A 277-nucleotide genomic window follows, 5' to 3' on the forward strand; every position below is an offset into this window, starting at 1 on the left:
GTCGAGAAGTGCCCATACCTCGAGTTCACGGTCGGCAATGGTCTCACGTACGTGGGGGACGGTGGTACGGGCTGTAACGGCCCAATCCATCATGCGCACATCGTCTTGACCGGGTTCGTAGGGACGGGCGTCGTTAACGTCAGCTCCAGTCCCGGGCAGCAGACCCAAGTGGTCACCGTGGAGGAATCCCTCCAATCGGCGCACGATCGTGAGTTCCAAGCGACGCAGCGCGGCCTCGGGGGCAAGCTGGTTAAGCGGCAGAGTCGCCCCAGTAGGT

General features: G+C 62.8%; 1 protein-coding gene. It reads right to left on the reverse strand.

The window, feature by feature from the left end; translation table 11 throughout:
* A partial coding sequence (locus AC0L30_RS43220) for a DUF58 domain-containing protein (protein WP_473406815.1) occupies positions 1-204 on the reverse strand: 204 nt, incomplete at its 3' end.
* Between the last annotated feature and the right edge of the window lie 73 nt (positions 205-277).

The sequence above is a fragment of the Bradyrhizobium sp. MI1.11 genome (genome assembly GCF_055811255.1).